Annotated in this window: 14 protein-coding genes; 12 read left to right on the top strand and 2 right to left on the bottom strand. The window is 48.6% G+C overall.

Annotation, left to right across the window (positions count from 1 at the left end; translation table 11 throughout):
* The first annotated feature begins 29 nt into the window (after positions 1 to 29).
* The 8 genes from GC097_RS14855 (at position 30) to GC097_RS14820 (ending at position 9966) form a co-directional block, all read left to right on the top strand.
* On the top strand, positions 30 to 3683 hold the full coding sequence (locus GC097_RS14855; protein WP_171684085.1) for a DNA polymerase III subunit alpha: 3654 nt from the start codon (positions 30 to 32) through the stop codon (positions 3681 to 3683).
* A 71-nt stretch (positions 3684 to 3754) separates the two neighbouring features.
* A complete protein-coding gene (locus GC097_RS14850; protein ID WP_171684084.1) occupies positions 3755 to 4255 on the top strand; it encodes a phosphatidylglycerophosphatase A family protein in 501 nt (166 codons plus the stop codon).
* A gap of 171 nt (positions 4256 to 4426) precedes the next feature.
* A complete protein-coding gene (locus tag GC097_RS14845; protein ID WP_171684083.1) occupies positions 4427 to 4618 on the top strand; it encodes a glutamate decarboxylase in 192 nt (63 codons plus the stop codon).
* 66 nt (positions 4619 to 4684) lie between these two features.
* Positions 4685 to 5551 carry an acetyl-CoA carboxylase, carboxyltransferase subunit beta gene (gene accD / locus GC097_RS14840; RefSeq protein ID WP_171684082.1) on the top strand — a complete coding sequence of 289 codons (867 nt, stop codon included), beginning with the start codon at positions 4685 to 4687 and terminating at the stop codon, positions 5549 to 5551.
* Complete coding sequence (gene accA / locus GC097_RS14835) at positions 5541 to 6515, top strand: acetyl-CoA carboxylase carboxyl transferase subunit alpha (RefSeq protein WP_171684081.1); 975 nt, start codon at positions 5541 to 5543, stop codon at positions 6513 to 6515. The genes accD and accA overlap by 11 nt, the downstream gene beginning before the upstream one ends.
* A complete protein-coding gene (gene pyk, locus GC097_RS14830) occupies positions 6508 to 8262 on the top strand; it encodes a pyruvate kinase (RefSeq protein ID WP_171684080.1) in 1755 nt (584 codons plus the stop codon). The genes accA and pyk overlap by 8 nt, the downstream gene beginning before the upstream one ends.
* Before the next feature lie 836 nt (positions 8263 to 9098).
* Positions 9099 to 9551, top strand: coding sequence for an acyl-CoA thioesterase (locus tag GC097_RS14825; RefSeq protein WP_171684079.1), 453 nt, complete (start codon positions 9099 to 9101; stop codon positions 9549 to 9551).
* A gap of 19 nt (positions 9552 to 9570) precedes the next feature.
* Complete coding sequence (locus GC097_RS14820; protein ID WP_171684078.1) at positions 9571 to 9966, top strand: FxsA family protein; 396 nt, start codon at positions 9571 to 9573, stop codon at positions 9964 to 9966.
* Between the two features lie 46 nt (positions 9967 to 10012).
* Here GC097_RS14820 and ytvI read toward each other — a convergent pair whose 3' ends face one another.
* The gene (gene ytvI / locus GC097_RS14815) at positions 10013 to 11149 is read right to left on the bottom strand and encodes a sporulation integral membrane protein YtvI (protein ID WP_171684077.1); all 1137 of its coding nucleotides are present in this window, start codon (positions 11147 to 11149) and stop codon (positions 10013 to 10015) included.
* Positions 11150 to 11324: 175 nt separating this feature from the next.
* Here ytvI and GC097_RS14810 point away from each other — a divergent pair, with 175 nt between their 5' ends.
* Entirely contained in the window at positions 11325 to 13448 is a 2124-nt protein-coding gene (locus tag GC097_RS14810; RefSeq protein WP_171684076.1) for an RNA degradosome polyphosphate kinase, read from the top strand.
* On the opposite strand, the gene GC097_RS14805 is transcribed toward GC097_RS14810, so the two are convergent.
* Positions 13414 to 14949: a Ppx/GppA phosphatase family protein gene (locus GC097_RS14805; RefSeq protein WP_171684075.1), complete on the bottom strand. Its 1536-nt coding sequence runs from the start codon at positions 14947 to 14949 to the stop codon at positions 13414 to 13416. The genes GC097_RS14810 and GC097_RS14805 overlap by 35 nt on opposite strands.
* A 301-nt stretch (positions 14950 to 15250) precedes the next feature.
* On the opposite strand from GC097_RS14805, the gene citZ reads away from it, so the two are divergent.
* From citZ to mdh, 3 genes are all read left to right on the top strand, one after another.
* A complete protein-coding gene (citZ, locus tag GC097_RS14800; RefSeq protein ID WP_171684074.1) occupies positions 15251 to 16363 on the top strand; it encodes a citrate synthase in 1113 nt (370 codons plus the stop codon).
* A gap of 362 nt (positions 16364 to 16725) precedes the next feature.
* Positions 16726 to 18024 carry an NADP-dependent isocitrate dehydrogenase gene (icd, locus tag GC097_RS14795; RefSeq protein WP_171684073.1) on the top strand — a complete coding sequence of 433 codons (1299 nt, stop codon included), beginning with the start codon at positions 16726 to 16728 and terminating at the stop codon, positions 18022 to 18024.
* A 58-nt stretch (positions 18025 to 18082) separates the two neighbouring features.
* Positions 18083 to 19024, top strand: coding sequence for a malate dehydrogenase (gene mdh, locus GC097_RS14790; RefSeq protein WP_171684072.1), 942 nt, complete (start codon positions 18083 to 18085; stop codon positions 19022 to 19024).
* Positions 19025 to 19035: the final 11 nt, after the last annotated feature.

The following is a 19035-nucleotide window of genomic DNA, read 5'->3' as shown; positions in this document are numbered from 1 at the left end:
AATAAAATGAGAGCAGGGAGGAAATGCTGATGAGTTCGTTTGTACACTTGCATGTGCATAGTGAATACAGTTTATTGGATGGTGCCGCACGCATGGAGGAGCTTGTTGCGCAAGCAGCTAATCTGGGCATGACCTCTCTGGCTTTAACGGATCACGGTGTTATGTACGGGGCTATTGCCTTCTACAAAGCTTGCAAGCAGCGTGGCATTAAACCCATTATCGGGTGTGAGGTTTATTTTACAGCGGGCTCCATCCGAGACAAAGGGACTAGACAAGAACAGCCGATCTACCATCTCATTCTTCTCGCCAAAAATTACAAGGGCTATCAGAATCTGATGAAGCTTTGCTCCATTGGGCATTTAGAAGGCTTTCACTATAAACCGCGCATTGATTTGGAACATTTGTCCAAGCATTCAGAGGGGCTTATCTGTTTGAGCTCCTGCCTGGGCAGCGAAATCTCGCAGCACCTGCTGCATAACCGGTTGGATGAAGCCAGACAAGCGGCAGAGCGCTATCGGGATATCTTCGGGGATGACTTCTTTCTGGAAATTCAAGATCACGGCATGATCGAACAGAAAAAAGTAATGGTTGCCATGATCGAGCTGAGCAAACAAACCGGCATCCCGCTAATTGCGACGAACGATGTGCATTATGTGACGGAACCGGACCATGTGATGCAGGATATCCTGATCTGTATTGGGACCGGCAAAACCGTGGAGGACACGGACCGGCTCAAAATGGGCACAAGCCAGATGTATTTAAAAAGCGAAGAGGAGATGCGGCGGTTATTCGTCCATGTCCCCGAAGCGCTGGCGAATACGGCTGTCGTGGCTTCTCGCTGCGAGCTGCAGCTGGAGTTCGGCAAATCGATTTTGCCAAGTTTCCGGCCTATTCCGGAGCGCCTTACGGCAGCTGAATATTTACGAGAGCTGTGCTTGCAGGGCTTGCAGCAGCGGTATGGCTCAAAACCTGAGTGGGATCATCCGGATTCGCCGCTGAAGAAGCAAGCGGAAGAGCGATTGGCCTATGAATTAGGCGTCATTGAGAACATGGGATTTTCCGATTATTTCTTGATCGTATGGGATTTCATTCGTTTTGCTCACGAAAAACGCATCATGACGGGGCCGGGCCGGGGCTCTTCTGCCGGAAGTCTCGTCGCGTACGTGCTGCGCATAACGAATGTAGATCCGCTTCAGTACAAGCTTCTCTTTGAGCGCTTTCTGAATCCGGAACGGATTACGATGCCCGATATCGATATCGATTTTAGCGATGAGCGCCGGGATGAAGTGATCGATTACGTCGTAGCTAAATATGGACACGAGCATGTGGCGCAAATTATTACTTTCGGAACGATGGCGGCGAAAGCGGCGGTCCGAGACGTCGGCCGTGTGTTGAACGTTCCTTACGGGGATGTGGACCGCGCGGCCAAGGCGATTCCGAATACGCTCGGCATGACGCTCACGGAGGCGCTGCAGGTCAGCTCCGATCTGAAGTCGCTGGTCGCGAGACAGCCCAAAACCGCAGAGCTGCTTGAGATGGCTATGCGCGTGGAAGGCATGCCGCGCCATGCTTCGACGCATGCGGCCGGGGTTGTTATTTCCAGAGAGCCGTTGACGCAGTATGTGCCGCTGCAAGAAGGTGCGACACAGACAGCGTTAACTCAATATACGATGGAGCATCTGGAGGCCATTGGGCTTTTGAAAATGGATTTTCTGGGCCTCAGGACACTGTCGATTATTGAACGAACCGTGGATTGGATTGCTCAGATGGAAGGCTTGCGCCTGGACTTTGACGGGTTGGATATGGACGAAGACACGGTTACTTACAGCTTGCTGAGCAAAGGCGAAACCACCGGGGTTTTCCAACTGGAATCAACGGGTGTCCGCAAAGTGCTGAAAGATTTAAAGCCATCCGTTTTTGAGGACATTATTTCCGTACTGGCTTTGTACCGTCCCGGTCCGATGGAGTTCATTCCTAAATACATTTACGGCAAGCACGGTCAGGTGGAAGTGGATTATCCGCACCCGACTTTAGAGCCGATTCTCCGGGATACGTACGGCATTATCGTGTATCAGGAGCAAATTATGCAAATCGCCTCTTCAATGGCCGGATTCTCCCTAGGTGAAGCGGATTTGTTGCGGCGAGCGGTTTCCAAAAAGAAGCGGGAAGTACTCGATGAAGAGCGCACCCACTTCGTGAAGGGCAGCTTGCAGCAAGGCTTTAGTGCGGAAGATGCGAACCATGTCTATGATATGATCGTGCGCTTTGCCGACTATGGCTTCCCAAGGGCGCATGCGACGGCATATGGGGTATTGGCTTTCCAAACGGCCTACCTCAAAGCGCATTACCCGATTTATTTCATGGCCTCGATGTTAACGGCCGTGATGGGGAATCACAGGAAGGTTGCCGAATATGTAGATGAATGCCGGCGGATGAAAATTGACGTTCTGCCTCCGGATGTAAACGGCAGCGGGACGGTGTTTACGCCTGATCCTGCGTCCGGGGCGATCCGTTTTGGACTTGCGGCGATCAAAAACGTAGGCACGCAAGCGATCGATGCGATTTTAAGCGAACGCAAAAAGTCTGCCTTTGAAAGTTTGCTTGATTTCTGCCGGCGTGTTGATTTGCGTGTCTGCAACAAGCGGGTGGTTGAATCGTTGATTCAGGGCGGAGCCTTCGACACGTTGGGAGGCCATCGCGCCCAACTGATGGCTATTCTGGATGAAACGATTGCTTCCGCTACGAAATGGCGCAAAGAACGGGACGATCTGCAGCTTCACCTTTTCGGCTTTGTCGAAGAGCCGAACTGGGAAGTCGAGGTGCCGAACATTCCGGTCATGCCGCAGAGCAAGCAGTTGGAGCTTGAGAAAGAGCTTCTCGGCATGTATATTTCCGGGCACCCGCTCGATGCGTATGCGCAGCCCCTTGCTGAAATGGAGGCCGCCATGCTGCATCAGCTGGCTGAGCTGCCGGATAACAGCGAAGTTCTCGTCGCGGGCATGATTCTCTCGCACAAGACGATCGTGACCAAGAAAGGGCAGCCTATGGCCTTCATGGAGCTGGAGGATCGGATTGACAAGGTCGAGGTGGTGCTCTTCCCCGAGACCTGGAAGAATGCTGCTCCGCTCGTGCAGAAGGGCAGACTTGTCCTCGTCCGGGCGAAGCTGCAGCTGCAGGACGAGGACCCGCCCAAGCTGCTCGCGGAGCAGCTTGCAGCGCTGGACGACCCTGCGGGCGTCCAGCGGCTTCGCAGGCAGCCTAGGCGAGCAGTTGACGGAGTCAACGACCAGCCTGCTCGCGCGGCTGCCGCATCTGGCGGCGCGCGCAGCGGCGCCCCTGCCAAGCAGGCGGCCCCGCTGGCCGGCCGCCAGGAGCCCCGCGCCGCTGCGCCGCAGCCGGCGCGAACCGAAGCTGCCCGCGTGCAGGGCAGCGGCAGCCCCGCTGCGGAGACGAAGCCGCAGCGGGTGTTCGTCAAGATCTCGGCTGACTGCGAGCAGCCGGATAAGCTCCTGCAGCTGAAGGCGCTGCTGAAACTGCACAAAGGGCCGCTCGCGGTTGCGCTTTTCTACGAAAGCAGCAACAAGCTCTTGGCCCTTAGCGACCAATATCTGGTCGATCCTTCCAAGGATCTTGTCCGCATGATTGAAACGATCATGGGTAAAGATTCCGTAAGAGTGAAATAAAGCATGCTTCCTCCGCATATGAATAGGAACCCGGCATTTCATGGGGCAATTCATGTGTAGGAGGAAGATTTATGACCGAACAACATATGATCCAGCTGCTGCAAAAGCGCGGTGTAACGATTGAACAAATTTCAGAGATTGTGTTTAAGCTGCAGAAGCCCTATAATGAACAACTCACGGAGCAAGAATGCATCGACAGCGTGCTGGCTGTTCTCGCCAAGCGGGAAGTACAATACACGTTGTACACAGGTATCGCGCTGGATGAACTGGCGGAGAACAAACTGCTGCCCGAGCCTCTGCAATCTATTCTTGAGGCCGACGAACCTTTGTTCGGTGTCGATGAAACTCTGGCGCTAGGCATTGTCCATGTATACGGGATGATCGGATTGACCAGCTTTGGCTATCTGGATAAAGAAAAAATGGGAATCATCCGGAGCCTCAACGATGATAAAAGCGCTGTGCATGTTTTTCTCGATGATTTGATATGCGGGTTAGCGGCAGCCGCTTCTGCCAGAATCGCTCATCAGAATGAGCATGCGCCTGATTATAGCAGTAAACTGCGTCTGGACTAACTTGTTAGTTCAGACTTCACTTTTTTTCATGAACGTGCTCTGTTGCGGGAAAAAGAGAAATTATGATATCATTATTCCATTGTGTGCGCCTATGCTTATGCGGGAAGTTTATTATCATCGTTACTAGTTGCCCCAATCCATGTAGTTGCACTTCATAGGAGGTTTTTTTTCATGTGGACGGTGATATACATAGCTCCTACCGCGAAAATTGCCGAGCGGATTAAACAGAGGCTGACGGAAGAAGGATTTCTCGTGCAAGTAAGGGGGATCTCCTCCTTATCCAAAAATCAGTTCGAAATCGTCGTCCCCGCCGGGGAAGTCGAAGAAGTGCAGGAAGTGCTCAATTCTATTTTACATAGATAGTTAAAGTAGAAGTAAGTAACGTGGCGTGTCAGAGGTTCACGATATCAGCCAATTAGAGGTGGAAATGTGCTAAAGGATTTATTTCAAAAGCGTAAATACGCAACGATTCCTTCTGAGAAAACAAAAAGGGATATTCCCGAAGGGTTAATGAATAAATGCCCGAAATGCGGTACCATTCAAACGAGTAAAGAGCTAGAGAAAAACCTGAAAGTCTGTACAGCTTGCGGCTACCATTATCGTTTAAGCGCATTGGAACGCATTCAATTAACGCTCGATGAAGGCCAGTTTCTGGAATACGATGCGAATATGATTTCTGAGGACCCTTTGCAGTTTCCTGACTATGTAGAGAAATTAGATAAAGCGAAGAACACGACGAAATTACAAGACGCGATTATAACCGGGGAAGGCACCATTGGCGGTTATCCGGTTGTGGTTGCGGCAATGAGCTTTGATTTTATGGGCGGATCGCTTGGCTCCGTTGTAGGAGAGCGAATTACGAGAGCGGTTGAAGCTGCGATTGAAAAGAAGGTTCCGATCATTATTTATTCCACTTCAGGTGGCGCGCGTATGCAGGAAAGTATTCTTAGTTTGATGCAAATGGCCAAAACAAGCGCAGCTTTGTCAAAGCTGAGCAACGAAGGCGGACTCTTTATTTCCATCATTACGGATCCGACGTTCGGCGGCGTATCCGCAAGCTTTGCCATGCTGGGAGACATTATCATTGCTGAACCTGCAGCGTCTTTCGGGTTCACGGGCCGCCGCGTTATTGAACAAACCATTAAACAAAAGCTGCCGGACAATTTCCAGACATCAGAATTCAATCTCGAGCATGGTCAGCTCGACAAGGTCGTTGCCCGTAAGGATATGCGGCCTACGTTAATCAAGCTACTGGACATGCACGGAGTGAAGGGGGAGGCGACTTATGGCGGGTGAAATGCCGTTTGAACAGCCGCTAGCGGAACTGAAGAGCAAAATTGCCGAGCTGCGCAAATTTGGAGCAGAGAAGCAAATTGATTTTTCAGAGGAAATACGCCGTTTGGAAGAAAGATACGTCCAGCTAGAAGACGAGCTGTACGCCAGCATGTCTTCAGCGGAGAAAATGCAATTAGCGCGTCATCCTCAAAGGCCGACGACGATTGATTATATTTTATCTATTTTTACAGATTTCATAGAGTTTCATGGCGATCGATTGTATGGAGACGACCTAGCGATTGTAGGCGGACTAGCCAAATTGAACGGTGTTCCCGTTACCGTAGTCGGTCATCAAAAAGGGAAAGATACGAAGGATAATATTGCTCGCAATTTCGGATGTCCGCATCCGGAGGGCTTCCGTAAAGCGCTGCGTATGATGCGCCAAGCGAACAAGTTTAAACGTCCGATTATTACATTTATCGATACCAAAGGCGCATTCCCCGGGAATGCTGCAGAAGAGCGTGGTCAAGGAGAAGCGATTGCCAGAAATTTGCTGGAAATGGCCTCTTTTCGTGTGCCGATCATCTGTATCGTTATCGGTGAAGGCGGCAGCGGCGGCGCACTGGCATTAGGATTAGGCAACAAGGTGTTGATGTTGGAGAATGCGATCTATTCGGTAATCAGTCCGGAAGGCGCAGCTTCCATCTTATATAAAGATGCTTCCCAAGCTCTACACGCGGCAGAAGCAATGAAGATTACCGCAGATCACATTAAAGAATTAAACGTCATTGACGGCATCGTTCCGGAGCCTAAAGGCGGCGCACACCGTGATCCTGCTGCACAAGCAGAATTTATCAAAACAGCGATCTGGGAACAGCTTGAGCCATTGCTAAGCTTGACCGAACAGGAGCTGTTAGAGGACCGTTACCATAAATTTAGAGAAATAGGTCGGTTCACATTTACTCAGGAGGGAAACCATGCGTAAAACGAAAATTGTCTGTACCATCGGACCAGCAAGCGAATCACAAGAGAATTTGAAAAAACTCCTGTTAGCGGGAATGAACGTTGCCCGTCTTAACTTCTCCCACGGAGATTTTGAGGAGCATGGCGCACGTATCCGCAATCTTCGCGCTGCATCTGCTGAGACAGGCAAATTAGCGGCAATTTTGCTAGACACCAAAGGGCCTGAAATCCGTACTGGGAAATTAAAGGAAGAACCGATTGAGCTCGTTCAGGACAAGCATATCGTTTTGACGACAGAAGAGATTCTTGGCGATGCTGATCGCATCTCCGTTACTTACTCCGATCTGCCGCGCGACGTTGAAGTTGGTTCCACGATTCTAATCGATGACGGTTTGATTGGACTTACGGTTGTTGACATTCGCGGAACAGAAATCGAGTGCCGCATCGTCAATGGCGGAACGATTAAAAGTAAAAAAGGCGTTAACGTGCCTGGCGTGAAGATCTCGCTTCCGGGTATCACGGAAAAAGACGCCAACGATATTATTTTCGGTATCGAGCAAGGCGTAGATTTCATCGCAGCATCTTTTGTGCGTAAAGCAAGCGACGTTATGGAAATTCGTGAATTGCTGGAAAAACATAACGCAACTCACATTCAAATCATTAGTAAAATCGAGAACCAAGAGGGCGTAGACAATTTAGACGAAATTCTCGAAGTATCCGACGGTTTGATGGTTGCCCGTGGGGATCTTGGTGTTGAAATTCCGGCTGAAGACGTACCGGTTGTACAAAAGCAAATGATCAAAAAATGTAACATCGTTGGCAAGCCGGTTATTACGGCAACGATGATGCTCGACTCCATGCAGCGTAACCCGCGTCCGACGCGTGCGGAAGCAAGTGACGTAGCGAACGCCGTGTTCGACGGAACAGATGCAGTGATGCTTTCCGGTGAAACGGCTGCAGGGAAATATCCGGTTGAGTCCGTTGAAACGATGGCTCGTATTGCTGAGCGTGCAGAAACAGCTCTGGAATACAAAGAAATTTTCCTGCGCCAAGCACAAGCAGCACAAGTTACGGTCACAGAAGCGATCTCGCAAGCGGTAGCTAATTCGGCTTTAGAACTTGGGGCGAAAGCGATTTTGACAGCTACGGAAAGCGGATATACGGCAAGAATGGTATCCAAATACCGTCCGAAAGCGCCAATCATCGCGATTACGCCAAGCGAGCAAGTGATCCGTCGTTTATCCCTGGTATGGGGCGTTATCCCGGTAATGAGCGTACAAGCTAAAACAACGGACGAGCTGTTCAACCTGGCTGTGGATAGCTCCATCAAAACAGGCATTGTCTCTTTAGGCGATATCGTCGTTATCACGGCGGGAGTCCCTGTCGGACGCTCTGGAACAACGAACTTGATCAAAGTTCATCATGTTGGCGAGATGCTGGCCAAAGGTACAGGTATCGGTATGCAAACCGCTACAGGTATCGTTGTCACAGCACGCACGCCTGAAGAAGCGAATGCCAAAATGGTTGACGGTGCCGTGCTTGTAACGGTAACTACGGATAAAGAGTATATGCCGGCTGTACAAAGAGCTTCCGCTTTGATTACGGAAGTAGGCGGCATTACATCACATGCTGCTGTTGTCGCGCTTAGCCTTGGAATCCCGGTTATCGTAGGCGTTGAGAACGCAGTAGAAGTTATTAAAGACGGTACAGAAGTGTCGATTTATCCGGAAGTAGGTATCATCTACTCCGGCCAAGCGAGCGTTCTGTAAGTTGTAACGAAGAGGCTATCTAAGAGGGTCTGATCAGACTTATCTGGATGGCCTCTCTTTTGTTTGGGGAATCATGCACATGGAGTTGCCCGAGGGAACTATGGTCCGTTATTTTCAGTAAAAACGGACCTTTGGGCGGTTGGAGGGAACTGTGGTCCTTTATTCTGGCGGGTTTGATTACATGAGGCGGCTTGCGGACTAAATAAGACCCTGTAGTTCCAAATGAACCCTGAAAAGAGCTGACTTGGCTCAATTAGCGCCCTGTAGTTCCTCTTGGAGCAAGGTCTTGAGGATTTTGGCCGCTGCCCCGTGCTGCCAAGATCATTAGCAGCTATCTGTTCTAAATATTAGCTGGAAAATCTAATTTCCAGTTAATTGGGTCTGTCCCCTTATGAAATGGGAAAATAGCAGGATAATTTCCCGTTAATGTGCGTGACGGGCGCACAACACGTCCTTCCAAGCTAGCTACTCCAAGTAATCCATTCTTACCTGCCACACGGACGCTCGAATCACACTCTAATCGCAAAAGCTCGCACACCTCTTCAGCCCCACCACTGTCGTCCCTTCACACGTCCTACCAAGCTAATTACTCCAAGTAATCCATTCTTACCTGCCACACAGACGCTCGAATCACACTCTAATCGCAAAAGCTCGTACACCTCTTCAACTCCACCACTGTCGTCCCTTCACAGGTCCTACCAAGCTAGCTACTCCAAGTAATCCATTCTTTCCTGCCACTGGCAATCCCCCTCGCGCAGCCCCGCAAAAAGGGAGTTCATCCCCCTCTCTGTGTTATACTAAACGCATAACTTTGTCCTTGGGAGGCTTGCATATACATGAATGAGGAACGATGGCATGAGCACCAGCTGCGCGTACGATATGCCGAAACAGATCAAATGGGCGTAGTTTACCACGCTAACTATTTGAACTGGTTCGAAATCGGACGAACGGAGCTGATCAGGGGGCTAGGCTACCCTTACCGCAGCATTGAGGATAAAGGGCTTTTGCTGCCCGTCGTCGAAGCGGAGGTTAAGTTCAAGAAGCCGGCTCGCTATGACGATTTGGTAAGTATTAACACCAGAGTGATTGAGATCAGCTCAGTACGTCTCCATTTTGCTTACGAAATCAGGAAGATTACTGAAGATTTGACATCTGTATCGGCGGAAACAAAGGGAGATTTGCTTGTAACAGGAAACACGCGTCATGTTTGGGTGAATCCTTCTTGGAAGCCAGTACGTATAGACAAGGAAGCGCCGGAATTGTGGCAGCTGTTATCTGAGTACTCTTAAAGGGGAAGGGGTTGGGTTTATGTTACGCATCATTATTGCTATTTTCATTGTTGTGCCTGCCATCGAAATTTCCCTCCTTATCCTGATGGGGCATTTAATTGGCGGTTGGGCAACATTTGCCTTTATCATTCTAAGCAGCGTCCTCGGCGTTTATTTCGCTAAACGGGAAGGACGCAAAGTGTTGGAGTACGCTCGGTTTGAATGGTCCCAAGGGCAGCTGCCGGCACAGCATCTGTTGGATGGCATTTGTATTTTCCTCGGCGGCATCTTATTGATTACACCGGGCTTTATCACGGACATCCTCGGTTTTCTCCTTGTTTTCCCGTATACGAGGACGATCTTCAAGGTGATGCTGTTAGCTTTGATCCGAAGACAAATTGGCAAAGGCAACATCCATTGGATCAATCGAAGATAAGGCGGTGGTCTTGCAAGCAGCCCCAATAACAAAGGCTCGGTCTCCTTTATTCAGGAGGTGCCGAGCCTTTTTGTATGTAAGCGGCGATATCGTGAAAGATTCGTGCTCTGTAAAAAGCGGAAATCAGAATAAGTGACACAGGTCCGATAATGAGTCCAAGAAGCCCGAACAGCTTCAATCCGACGAACATGGCGATTAATGTGGCTAGCGGGTCAAGGCCAACGGAGGAAGCGAGCACTTTAGGCTCCATAATCTGTCTGGCAATTACGATGACGCCATACAGAATGCTGAGCCCGATCCCGAGGAACAGATCCCCTTGTGCAAAAAACACGTACAGGATCCACGGCACCATCACCGCGCCGGTTCCCAAGTAAGGCATCAAATCCGCCAAGCCGGTTAGTAAGCCGATTGTAATGGCATAGTCAACACGCAGAACGAGCAAGCCAATGATAACGACCAGCGCTGTCAGCGAGACCAGAATGAGCTGTGCGCGCATGTAGCCGAATAATGCCTTTTGCAAATCGTTTCGGATCAATTGCGTAGTCTTAACGATGATGTCCGAGAAGATGCCTTTATACCTTTTGATGAGCAGATACCAGTCTTTACTTATAAAAAAAGTAGCCAGCATGACGATAATCGTAATCGTTGCAATATTCGGCAGAGAAGTGAGAAAACGTCTCAATGTGTCAAAGACATAACTGATGACATACTTACTGACATCCGCAATCGAGCCTGCCGTGGAAGACAGGTTCTTGTTGACGGTTTCTTGATATTTAGGGTTATTTTCGAAAAAATCATTAATTCTCTCAATCCAGTTCTGGAACGCCGTTGAATTGATGAATACGTTGAATTGCTCCACCCAACGGTTTATCTGGAACTGCAGGGTATCTGCTAGAGATCCTAGCTCCACAATGATGTTAGCGACAAGCAGCGTAATGGCCGTTATCATAGCGGCTAAAAAGATGAGCATGGATAAGGTGACGGCAAGCCAACGCGGAAATTTCAATTTGAATTGGAAGAAATTCACTACCGGATTGAGCATAAGAGCTAAAATCCAGCCAAAAATAAATGGGTAAATAAGCGGAACTACATAGTATAAGGCATAGCCGATTCCAGCGAGGATCAAAGCCACCCAAATGCCCCTGAAAATCTGGTGGACTAAGCGCGGATTCAGGATTCCCATCGTTTATTCTCTCCTTGGTTCAGTTCTTTGTATTGTACCATGAACATGGATAAATACGGAAACGATCATTCCTTTACAAAATCTTCATATAATTGAAAAGGGGGGGCTGCATTGTCGGCATACCGGACACATAGTACAATGAAGTCATAAACTAGATAACCTAATTGGAGGCTTTATGAGTATTGCGCGAGAACCCGATTTGAAAGAAGTTAAAGAGCTCAAGGAACACAAAGAGATTTCGACCAAGTACTTAAATCGCGATTTAAGTTGGATCGAATTCAATTGGCGTGTTCTGCAGGAAGCCCAGGATCCAAGTACTCCACTGCTTGAGCGTGTGAAATTTCTGGCCATCGTATCTAGCAATCTCGACGAATTCATGAGTGTTCGTGTTGCAGGGCTCAAGGATCAAATTAAGGCTGGGTATACCAAAAAAGATTTTACCGGCTACACACCGGCGGGGTTAATTAAACGAATTATGAAGCGCACATCCAAAATGGTGAGCGAACAGTACAAAACGTATCGTGAAGTGACAAGATTGTTGACGAAAGAAGGCATCGTGTTCACGGAATACGAAGATTTGAATATGAGCCAGAAGAAAGCCATGGATGAATATTACCATGACATTATTTTTCCGGTTCTGACGCCGATGGCTGTGGATCAAAGCCGGCCATTTCCGCTTGTACATAATCATTCTGTCTATTTGGCCGTCCTTCTGCTTAGAGAAGGGGATGACCCGGATGATGAGCCTTATTTTGCCATTGTGCAAGTTCCGAGCAATTTGTCCCGATACATTTCCGTACCGACGCGGACCAATAGTAAAAAACAGGAGTTTATTCTTCTCGAAGAATTAATGGAGCATCATATCCAATCGCTGTTCAGCGGTTATATTCCGATTTCCGTTCATGGCTTTAGGGTGACTCGCAATGCCGATTTAACGCTCAATGAGGAAGGCGCGGAGGATCTGCTTGAGGAGATAGAAAAGGAGCTGAGACGCCGGCGTTGGGGCTCTCCTGTACGGCTTGAGGTTCAAGAAGGGATTCATCCATATGCCCTCGCCCAGCTTCAGGATGAGTTCGAGATTGAAGAGCAAACTTTTGAAATTGACGGGCCGCTCGATATTACCTATTTTATGAAGCTGGCTAATACACTCAGTGGATTTGAAAATCTTCGCTACCCGCGGGTAAATGCCAAATATCCCATAGAATTCGAGGATACGAATGATTTCTTCGATGTGCTGAAACAGAAGGACGTGCTTGTTCATCACCCGTATGAAACGTTCGACGCTGTGACCGATTTTATCGTCCATGCGGCTTATGATCCCAAAGTGCTGGCGATCAAAATGACACTGTACCGGGCGAGCGGGAACTCTCCGATTATTCAAGCGCTGGCGAGAGCCGCGGAATCCGGTAAGCAGGTTACGGTCGTCGTGGAGCTGAAAGCGCGATTTGATGAAGAGCGGAATATCGCCTGGGCGAGAATGCTAGAAAAGTCAGGTTGTCACGTCGTTTACGGCCTTGTCGGACTCAAAACGCATGCGAAGATTACCCTCGTTGTGCGCCAAGAAGAAAATATGCTGCGGCGTTATGTGCATGTGGGGACAGGAAACTACAATGACATTACGGCTCGACTTTATACGGATGTGGGACTTTTCACCTCCAATGGCGTCATCGGCGAGGATGCCTCGGCGTTGTTCAATGAAATTACCGGCTATTCGGCGCCGCATGATTGGCAGACGTTTGCCGTAGCGCCGACGGATCTAAAGGATAAGTTGTTTGAGCTGATTGCTAGGGAAGCGGCGCATGCCAGAGCAGGCAGACCGGCCAAGATCATTGCCAAAATGAATTCCTTGTCCAATCAGGAAATGGTGGATGCGTTGTACGCTGCGTCGCAAGCGGGCGTGAAGATTGAATTGATTATTCGCGGCGTATGCTGTTTGCGTCCAGGAGTTCCGGGGCTTAGTGAAAATATTACGGTGCGCAGTATCGTGGACAGGTTCTTGGAGCATTCGCGCATGTATTACTTCGAAAATGGCGGCGATGTTGACGTTTATTTATCCTCCGCTGATTGGATGACACGGAATTTGACGCGCCGGATTGAATTGATGTGCCCGGTCACGGACCCGCAAATGAAAAAAATGATGATTTCGATTCTGAACGTCAGTCTGAATGACAATGTCAAAGCCAGAGAGCTTATGTCCAACGGGATGTATGCCCGCATAAAAAATGAACTGACCCCTTATCGGAGCCAGTTCGAGGCGATGAAAATTACTTCTTGGAAAAAACTCCGGCTTGAGTCTTAAGCTTGAGCCCCCAAGTTTTCTCAAATTCTTTCGTAACCGCTGCGAGTTCTTTCAACTCTAGAATCGGGTTGTGAACACAAAGCAGTTTGAGGGTCAGGGAAGTTTCAGAGCGGGTAACGATCAGCTCGTGAACAGGCTGAGTCTCGCTATGATCCAAGGCAATCGCCAGTTTCAGCAGTGTGCCCAATTTCACAATTAACGCCTCGTCGGATTCCGTTAACAAGTCTTTGTAAGCAAGGGCTTGCTGATGGGTCCGGCTTTTTGTTTTGAACGTAGCGATCAGAGAGCAGATCACGATTTCCCGATGCGTGAGGCCGTCGATTCGTGTATTCGCAATCATGTACTGAGTGTGCTTCAAATATTGATAATAGTGCACGCTTACGCCGATTCGGTGCAGAAACGCGGTTGCGTGTAAATAACGCCGGCTGCCCTCGTCAAGATCGAAATGAGCGGCAAGTTTGTCATAAAGCTGCATGGCGAGTTGATCGACACGTCTGACATGCTTTTCCGCTCCGTTCGGATGGAGGCAGAGTAAGTTGTTAATACTGGATTCCAGAACATCCTGCTTGATCGGCTGCTTGGGATCGAACGTCTCGAAGAACAGACCGTCGCGAAGTCCGGAACCGCTGATGATACACTGAGAGGCACTAGCTCTTTGAAACAAGGTATCTAAAATAATAAGACCCGGAACGATAATGTCTGAGCGTTCTTTGGAGAGACCGTCTATTTTCCTTCTCTTTTCGATGGGAAGGGAAGAAAGCAAGGTGACGAAAGAACGAAGCTCTCCGGACTTTAATTCGTAATTATGAGCAAGCTGGAGCGAATATTTCGCGCGTTTTTGACTCATTTTGCCCAGCGTACGAATCGTACCGCCAAGTCCGATCATCGGAAGATTCGGAGATTGGGTAATCCAAGGATGCTCGGCGATGGCCTCCTCCACCATGCGGCGAATATCGGCCGACTCCTGTTCGGTCAAATTGGCATTCTTCATGTATTGACGGGTTGTGTTCACGGCGCCGAAAGGGAAGGAAATACTGTTGATCAGTTTCCGGTCCCGCAGTAAGGTAACCTCTGTGCTGCCTCCACCAATATCAATGATGAGCGCGTCTCGAATGTCAATGGTATTAATTACGCCCAAATAACCGTAGCGTGCTTCCTCTGTTCCGCTTAGCACTTCAATTTTTAGTCCTGTCTGCTCTTCAAGTACACGTACAATATCGGTTGAATTGGCCGCGTTGCGAATGGCTGCAGTTGCCACAGCTCTTACTGTTTGAACTTCGTGAACCCGGCATAGCAGCGCGTAGTGAGATAGGATGGGGACGATGGATATGATATCTTTGCTATGTAAAATACCATCATACCCGATACGCTCGCTGAGTCTGGCGGAATCTTTATGTTCGCTGATAACGCGGTAAGCCCCAAGCTCATTGATTTCATAGATCACGAGCCGTATCGAGTTGGACCCGATATCGATGATACCGATTTTTGTGCCGCTGCTCATGTCATTGCTCCTTTATCCGAGAAAATCGCTGATGTTTTGCCTACATTGTATCAAGTGAAGACCGTCTCGACAAACTTTTACAAAAACGCTGAATAATTCGGGAAAATATACAAAAACTTGTATCGTGCGTTTGAAGTTGTGAAGCAAAATTAAGTGGCATCTTTGTGTCAAAAAGATTCTTTATGGTAGTGATAATGAACTTTTATGTCCTCTTTTGTTCACTTACCGGGTAAAATACTTTATTATTGAAGTTAGGAAAAAAGCAATTTTTTGCTAATAGAGTAGCTAAGGAGAGATTCTCATGACTGCAACCAAAGGTTTAGAAGGAATTGTAGCCACGACCTCGTCGATCAGCTCCATTGTAGATGGAGTGTTGACATATCGCGGGATTGATATTGATGACCTCGCAGAAAATGCGACATTTGAAGAAGTTATTTATTTGCTTTGGTTCGGCAAACTGCCTACCCAAGCTGAGCTTGAGAAACTGCAAAGCGACCTGAACGCTCACAGCAAGGTGCCCGATGCGGTGATCAACCAGTTGAGAACATTCCCGAAAAATGTGAATTCCATGGCTGCGCTTCGTACGGCTGTATCTGCACTTGCGCTGTATGACGATGAAGCGAACGACATGAGCCAGGAATCCAACGTTCGTAAAGCGATCAAATTGCAAGCGCAAATCCCTGGCATCATTGCGGCATTCGCTCGCATCCGTGAAGGTAAAGAGCCTTTAGCTTCCCCGGGATATTCTTCCGTTGCGGCTAACTTCTTGTACCAATTGACTGGAAAAGAGCCGGACAAAGTTGCGATTGAAGCTTTGGACAAAGCGTTGGTGCTTCACGCGGACCACGAGTTGAACGCTTCCACGTTCGCTGCGCGTGTAACGGTTGCAACGCTTACTGACATTTACTCCGGTATTACTTCCGCTATCGGCACGCTCAAAGGACCTCTTCACGGCGGTGCAAACGAGGCGGTTATGGCCATGCTTGAAGAGATCGGTACTGTAGAGAACGTAGTTCCTTACATTAATGATAAATTAGAGCGTAAAGACAAAATTATGGGCTTCGGACACCGTGTATACAAAAACGGAGATCCTCGTGCGAAGCACTTGCAAAAAATGTCTTATGAGCTTGGCAAGCTGACTGGCAACCTGAAATGGTACGAAATGTCCATTAAAGCAGATGAGCTTGTAACTGGACTAAAAGGTTTGAAACCGAATGTAGACTTCTACTCGGCTTCCGTTTACACAACACTTGAAATCCCGCGCGACCTGTTCACACCGATCTTCGCGATCTCACGTACATCCGGTTGGACTGCCCATATCCTGGAGCAGTACGAGAACAACCGCTTGATCCGTCCTCGCGCTGAGTACACAGGTCCGGTTAACCAAAAATACATTCCGATCAGCGCTCGCTAATCGGCTTGCTTATTCGCTTAAGGTGCGGGCAGTTCGGTACCCGGCTTCAGGGGACTTCGGTTTTCCTGGGGCGTACCGCAGCTCCCGTCACTTTTTGTGTGTCTGAATGCTTTTACCTACTACTACGGGGACGAGTTAGATTTGTGTTAAGGGTACTCGTTGTAGTAACGTAGCTAGTGGAGTGCTTGGCAGTGCCTGGAGAAACGTAGTGTCCGCCTTTATAGTCGATTTATTTACATATAAAAGTCATTCAAAATAATTGATTATAACAAGCGGTTGGAAGGGATTGCCAAAAGCACGCAGCGTATTGCACCATAGTTAACTCATTCGTATCATTTTAAACAAATTTAGGAGGAACTATCATGCCACAATTCGAAAATTACGAACTTCCAACAGAAGGTCAAAAAATCACAATCGAGAACGGTGTACTTCAAGTACCAAACAACCCAATCATTCCTTACATCGAAGGCGACGGTACAGGTCCTGACATCTGGGCAGCTTCCGTACGCGTTCTTGATGCAGCAGTTGAGAAAGCTTACAAAGGCGAGAAAAAAATTGCTTGGTACGAAGTTTTTGCCGGCGAGAAAGCTTTTAACAAATTCAACAACTGGCTTCCTAACGATACGCTGACAGCTATGCGCGAATACATCGTGTCCATCAAAGGACCTCTGACTACGCCTATCGGCGGCGGCATTCGCTCCCTGAACGTTGCGCTTCGTCAAGAGCTGGATCTATACGTATGTTCCCGTCCGGTTCGTTACTTCAACGGCGTTCCTTCACCGGTTAAACGTCCTGAGCTGGTTGACATGGTTATTTTCCGTGAGAATACAGAAGATATTTACGCTGGTATCGAGTGGGAAGCTGGTTCTGACGCAGTTAAGAAAGTACTCAAGTTCCTTAAAGAGGAAATGGGCGTTAACAAAATTCGCTTCCCAGAAACTTCAGGGATCGGTGTTAAACCAGTATCTTCCGAAGGTACAGAGCGTTTGGTACGCGCAGCAATCGAGTACGCAATCAAACATGGCCGTAAAACAGTAACATTGGTTCACAAAGGCAACATCATGAAATTCACAGAAGGCGCGTTCAAAAACTGGGGTTACGAGTTGGCTGAGCGTGAGTTCGGCGACAAAACATTCACATGGGCGCAATACGACCGCATCAAAGAAGAGCAAGGTGCAGAAGCTGCGAACAAAGCTCAAAAAGACGCAGAAGCTGCTGGCAAAATCATCGTAAAAGATGCGATTGCTGACATCGCGCTGCAACAAGTATTGACGCGTCCAACTGACTTTGACGTTATCGCAACATTGAACCTGAACGGTGACTACCTGTCTGACGCACTTGCTGCACAAGTTGGCGGTATCGGTATCGCTCCAGGAGCAAACATCAACTACTTGACTGGCCACGCGATCTTCGAAGCTACGCATGGTACAGCTCCTAAATATGCAGGTCTTGACGTTGTTAACCCAGGTTCCGTTATCCTGTCCGGCGTAATGCTTCTTGAGCACCTTGGCTGGTTGGAAGCGGCTGAGCTGATCTACAAAGGCTTGGAAACATCCATTAACAACAAAACAGTTACTTATGACTTTGCTCGCTTGATGGAAGGCGCAACTGAAATCAAATGCTCCGAATTCGCGAACGAAATCATCAAAAACATGGCTTAATTTGTTTCGTATAGCGCAAGCTAACGATATCTTTATACAATGAGGAGGCACATTCTAAATGGCGATCCGTCGTAATAAAATCACCGTTGTCGGCGCAGGCTTCACAGGCGCAACTACTGCACTAATGCTTGCTCAAAAAGAACTTGGTGACGTTGTTCTTCTCGATATTCCGCAATTGGAAAACCCTACAAAGGGTAAAGCGCTCGACATGCTTGAAGCCGGTCCGGTTCAAGGCTACGACGCTCAAATCACGGGTACATCCAACTATGCGGATGCTGCTGATTCCGACATCGTCATCATCACTGCCGGTATCGCCCGTAAACCGGGTATGAGCCGCGACGACTTGGTCAACACGAACGCAGGTATCGTGAAATCCGTTTGTGAAAACGTAAAAGAAGTAGCTCCTAACTCCATCGTTATCATCTTGAGCAATCCGGTTGATGCGATGACTTATGTGGCTTACCAAGCTCTTGGCTTCCCGAAAAACCGCGTGATCGGTCAATCCGGCGTACTGGATACAGCTCGTTACTTGACGTTCATCTCCCAGGAGCTGAATGTTTCCGTTGAGGACGTTAGAGGGGTTGTTATCGGCGGACACGGCGATGACATGGTTCCGTTAGTTCGTTACACATACGCGGGCGGAGTGCCGATCGAGAAGCTGATTCCAGCGGAACGTATTGAAGCAATCGTTCAACGTACACGTACGGGCGGCGGGGAGATTGTCAACCTGCTTGGTAACGGTAGTGCATATTACGCGCCAGCTGCCTCCCTTGTGCAAATGACAGAAGCGATTCTGAAAGATAAAAAACGGATCATCCCTACAATCGCCCTTCTTGAAGGCGAGTATGGCTATGACAACTTGTTCATGGGCGTTCTGACTGTACTTGGCGGCAACGGTATCGAGAAAATTATGGATATCGAGCTGACAGAAGCAGAAAAAGCAGCTTTGGACAAAACGGCAAACTCTGTTCGCAACGTAATCAAAGTTGTAACAGGTTAAACACAATACAG

Source organism: Paenibacillus planticolens (genome assembly GCF_013141725.1).
Classification (GTDB): domain Bacteria; phylum Bacillota; class Bacilli; order Paenibacillales; family NBRC-103111; genus Paenibacillus_E; species Paenibacillus_E planticolens.
This window is presented reverse-complemented; position numbering and strand designations above follow the sequence as displayed.